The sequence below is a fragment of the Kitasatospora sp. NPDC002543 genome, from assembly GCF_053594915.1.
On the sequence record NZ_JBSFWR010000197.1, the window covers coordinates 1 to 5,204 of the forward strand.

The following is a 5,204-nucleotide window of genomic DNA, read 5'->3' on the forward strand; positions in this document are numbered from 1 at the left end:
GCCGGGGAGGGTGTCCGGTGTGTGGCGTTGGTGCGGTCGCGTCGGCCGGAGGCGGAGTCGGCGGTGGCCGGACTGGGCGCGGTGTTCGCGGCCGGGGTCCAGCCGGACTGGTCGGCGGTGTTCGCGGGCACCGGCGCCCGGACGGTGGAACTGCCGACGTACGCCTTCCAGCACGAGCGGTTCTGGCTGGAGTCGGGTGCCTCGGCCGGTGACGTGTCGGCGGCGGGCCTGACCTCGGCCGAACACCCACTGCTCGGCGCACTGGTCCAACTCCCGGAGGACGGCAGCCTCGTCGCCACCGCCAAACTCTCCCTGCGCACCCACCCGTGGCTGGCCGACCACCGGGTGTCGGGCGTGGTGGTGCTGCCGGGGACCGGGCTGCTGGAGCTGGTGGTCCGGGCCGGTGACGAGCTGGGTGTCGGCGCGGTCGAGGAGCTGGTGATCGAGGCGCCGCTGGTGGTGCCGGACACCGGCGGGGTGCAGCTGCGGGTGGTGGTCTCCGGTGCGGACGCGGCCGGGCGCCGGACGGTGGGCGTGTACTCGCGGACGGAGGGGGCTTCGGCCGACCTGTCGTGGGCCCGGCACGCCACCGGCACGCTCACCGAGGCCGACAGCGAGGCCGACGCGGCGGCGACCGGTGCCACGGCGTCGACCGAGTGGCCCCCGTCCGGCGCGGAGCGCGTGGACACCGAGGGCTTCTACGAGCGCCAGGCCGAGACCGGCTACGGCTACGGGCCGTCGTTCCAGGGGCTTCGGGCGGTGTGGACGCGGGGCGAGGAGGTCTTCGCCGAGGTCGAACTGCCCGAGCAGCTCCGGGGCGAGGCCGGCCGCTACGGCCTGCACCCGGCCCTGCTGGACGCCGCCTTGCACGCCACCAGCTTCGGGGCCGTCGCCCAGGGCGAGGGCCGGCTGCTGCTGCCGTTCGCCTGGAACGGTGTCCGTCTGCACGCCGCCGGTGCGTCGGCGCTGCGGGTCCGGGTGACCCGCTCCGGGGCGGACAGCGTGACGCTCCGGATCGCCGATGCCGGAGGGGCCTCGCTGGTCGACGTCGAGTCCCTGGCCTTCCGTGCGGTGACCGGTGACCAGTTGTCGTCGGCGGGGCGTGGTGCGGGGGATGCGCTGTTCCGGGTGGAGTGGGTGCCGGTGGTGCTGCCGGAGGGTGGCGCTGCCGAGCCGGAGGTGCTGGATCTGACCGGCGACCTGCTCGGCGAGGTGGCAGGTGAGGGGCCGGAGCGGGCTCGGGTGCTGGCCGGGCGTGCCGTGGAGTGGATGCGGGAGCGGTTGGCCGGTGAGGGTTCCGGTGTGTCGGTGGTGCTGACCCGTGGGGTGGCGCAGGATCCGGCGGTGGCCGCGGTCTGGGGTCTGGTGCGGTCGGCGCAGGCGGAGAACCCGGGCCGGTTCGTGGTGGTGGACGTCGACGCGGACACGGACGCTTCGGTGTCGTCGCGCGGTCCGGTGGCGCGGGCGGTGGCGTCGGGTGAGCCGCAGGTCGTGCTGGCCGGCGGGGAGGCGCGGGTGCCCCGGTTGGTGCGTGCGGGCGCGGAGGCGGCGGAGCCGGTGTTCGGTTCGCTGGATCCGCGGGGCACGGTGCTGGTGAGCGGTGGTGGTGCGCTGGGTGCTTTGGTGGCGCGGCATTTGGTGGTGGCGCACGGGGTGCGGCATCTGGTGCTGGCGAGCCGTCGTGGTGCTGCCGCTGCCGGGGTCGGTGAACTGGTGGAGGGCTTGCGGGAGTCGGGCGCCGCGTCGGTGGACGTGGTGGCCTGTGATCTGGGTGACCGGGCGTCGGTGGCCGGTCTGTTGGCGTCGGTGCCGGCGGAGCGTGGGCTGACGGCGGTGGTGCACACGGCCGGTGTGCTGGACGACGGTGTGGTGACGGCGTTGACGCCGGAGCGTCTGGACGGGGTGTTCCGTCCGAAGGTCGACGCCGCCTGGCACCTGCACGAGTTGACCCGAGACACGGACCTGGCCGCGTTCGTGCTGTTCTCGTCGGCGGCCGGTGTGCTGGGCAACCCTGGTCAGGGCAACTACGCCGCGGCCAACGGGTTCCTGGACGGTCTGGCGCGGCAGCGGCGGGCCCAGGGCCTGCCCGCGGTCTCCCTGGCCTGGGGCCTCTGGGCGCAGTCGGCCGGCATGGGCGGCCGGCTCGACGAGGGCGGCGCCCGCGGGATCCGGCGCGGTGGAATGCTGGAACTCTCCGCGGTGGAGGGGATGGCCCTGCTCGACGCCGGGCTCCGCTCGGCCGTACCGGACCTCACCCCCGCCAAGCTGGACCTCGGCGGTCTCGCCGACGCGGCCCCCGGCACGGTCTCGCCGCTCCTGCGGCAGCTGGTCCGCCCCCGGCGCCGGGCCGCACAGCCGGCCGCCGTCACGGAGGGGCAGACGCTCGGCCGCCGGCTGGCCGGACTGTCCGAGGCGGAGCGGGCGAAGGTGGTGCTCGACCTCGTACGGGGCAGCGCGGCGGCCGTACTGGGACGCTCCGGGGCGAACGCGATCGGTGCGCAGCAGGCGTTCAAGGACGTCGGCTTCGACTCCCTCACCGCCGTCGAACTCCGCAACCGCATCTCCGACGCGAGCGGGGTCCGGCTGCCGGCCACCCTGCTCTTCGACTACCCCACGCCCGCCGCGATCGCCGAGCACCTGCGGGACCGGCTCGTCCCCGAGGCGGCGGGTGGCGCGGACTCCGTGGCGGCCGAGCTGGAACGGCTGGACGCGGCCTTCTCCGCACTGCTCGCGGACGAGCACACGCGCTCCGAAGTGGCCAGAAAGATCGGTGAGTTGGTGACCAAGTGGGGGATCGGCCCGAGCGCCCCCGCGATCGACACCGATCTCGACGCGGCGACCGACGACGAGTTCTTCGACCTCATGGACGAGGAACTCGGGCTGTCCTGAACCAGCCCGTCGTGAACCGCAGACAGTGCCCCGCCCGACCCAAGGAACAGGCTGACCATGGCGAATGACGAGAAGATCCGCGATTACCTGAAGCGCGCGGTCACCGACCTCCGGCAGACCCGCAAACGGCTGGAGGAGCTCGAGTCGAGGGACCACGAGCCGATCGCGATCGTCGGGATGGCCTGCCGGCTGCCGGGCGGGGTGACGTCCCCCGAGGAGCTGTGGCGGCTGCTGGTGGACGAGCGGGACGCGATCTCGGAGTTCCCGGACGACCGCGGCTGGGACCTGGACGGCCTGTTCGACCCGGACCCGGACCGGGTGGGGGCCTCGTACGTCCGTGAGGGCGGCTTCCTGCGGGACGCCGGAGGGTTCGACGCGGGGTTCTTCGGGATCTCGCCGCGCGAGGCGCTGGCGATGGACCCGCAGCAGCGGCTGTTGCTGGAGACCTCGTGGGAGGCCTTCGAGCGGGCGGGCATCGACCCCACCGCGCTGCACGGCCGCAAGGTCGGCGTCTACTCCGGCGTCATGTACCACGACTACGCGACCAAGGTGTCTCCGCTGCCCGAGGGGATCGAGGGTTACCTGGGCACCGGGACGGCCGGCAGTGTCGCCTCCGGTCGGGTGTCGTACACGCTGGGTCTCGAGGGCCCTGCGGTGACGGTGGACACGGCGTGCTCGTCCTCGCTGGTGGCGCTGCACCTGGCCGCGCAGTCGCTGCGCCAGGGCGAGACGGAGATGGCCCTGGTCGGCGGCGTCACGGTGATGTCCGAGCCGCTGGCCTTCGTGGAGTTCTCGCGGCAGCGGGGGCTGGCGGTCGATGGCCGGTGCAAGGCGTTCGCGGCCGCCGCCGATGGGACGGCGTGGGCCGAGGGTGTGGCGGTGGTGTTGTTGGAGCGGTTGTCGGAGGCGCGTCGGCGTGGGCACCGGGTGCTGGCGGTGGTGCGGGGCAGCGCGGTGAATCAGGACGGTGCGTCGAACGGTCTGACGGCGCCGAACGGTCCGTCGCAGCAGCGGGTGATTCGGCAGGCGTTGGCGAGTGCCCGGTTGGCGTCGGCGGATGTGGATGTGGTGGAGGCGCACGGTACGGGGACGGCGCTGGGTGATCCGATCGAGGCGCAGGCGTTGCTGGCGACGTACGGGCAGGGCCGGGAGGCCGAACGTCCTTTGTGGCTGGGGTCGTTGAAGTCGAACATCGGTCATGCGCAGGCGTCCGCGGGTGTGGCGGGTGTGATCAAGATGGTGCTGGCGATGCGGCACGGGGTGATGCCGAAGACGCTGCATGTGGACGAGCCGTCGCCGAAGGTGGACTGGTCGGCGGGCGCGGTGGAGTTGCTGACCGAGGCGCGGGAATGGCCGGCGGTCGAGGGGCGCCCGCGCCGGGCCGCCGTCTCCTCCTTCGGGTTCGGTGGCACCAACGCCCATGTGATCATCGAAGCCCCCTCGGCTTCCGAAGCCCCCGAAGCCCCCGAGGCGCTCGACGCCGAGCAGCCGGGTGGCGCCGAGCAGCCCGTCGAGGCCGTGGAGCGTGGCACTCTTCCGCTCGTGCCGTGGGTGCTGTCGGCGCGCTCGGAGGCGGGGCTGCGAGGTCAGGCGGCCCGGCTGCTCGCGCTGGTGGAGGGCGATGCGGAGCTGGACCCGATGGACGTCGGGTTCTCGCTGGCCACGACCAGGGCCGCGATGGACCACCGCGCCGCCGTGGTGGGCGCCGACCACGCGACGCTGAGGGAAGCGCTGGCCGCGGTGGCGGAAGGCGATTCGACGCCTGCGCCTCAGGGTGGCACGGCGGTGCTGTTCACCGGGCAGGGCAGTCAGCGGTTGGGGATGGGCCGGGGGTTGTACGAGGCGTTCCCGGTGTTCGCGAAGGCTTTCGACGAGGTGTGTGCGGAGCTGGATCCGCACCTGGAGGTGCCGTTGCGGGAGGTGGTCTGGGGCGGGGACGCCTCCGCCGTGGAGGCGACGGGGGTGGCGCAGCCGGGTCTGTTCGCGTTCGAGGTGGCGCTGTTCCGTCTGGTCGAGTCCTGGGGCGTGCAGGCTGATTTCGTGGCCGGTCATTCGGTGGGTGAGCTGGCGGCGGCGCATGTGGCGGGGGTGTTCTCACTGGCGGATGCGGCGCGGCTGGTGGCGGCGCGTGGCCGCCTGATGCAGGCGCTTCCGACCGGTGGTGCGATGGTCGCGGTGCGGGCGACGGAGGCCGAGGTGACGGCCGAACTGCGTGATGGCGTGTCGATCGCGGCGGTGAACGGCCCGTCGCAGGTGGTGATTTCGGGTGCCGAGGACGCCGTCTTGGAGGTGGCGTCGCGGTTCGGCAGGTCGAA

Annotated in this window: 2 protein-coding genes; both read left to right on the forward strand. The window is 73.5% G+C overall.

Going from position 1 to position 5,204, the window contains the following annotated elements; genetic code table 11:
* Positions 1-63 precede the first annotated feature (63 nt).
* On the forward strand, positions 64-2,889 hold the full coding sequence (locus ACWD4P_RS37790) for a type I polyketide synthase (RefSeq protein WP_449782763.1): 2,826 nt from the start codon (positions 64-66) through the stop codon (positions 2,887-2,889).
* 57 nt (positions 2,890-2,946) lie between these two features.
* A partial coding sequence (locus ACWD4P_RS37795; RefSeq protein ID WP_449782764.1) for a type I polyketide synthase occupies positions 2,947-5,204 on the forward strand: 2,258 nt, incomplete at its 3' end.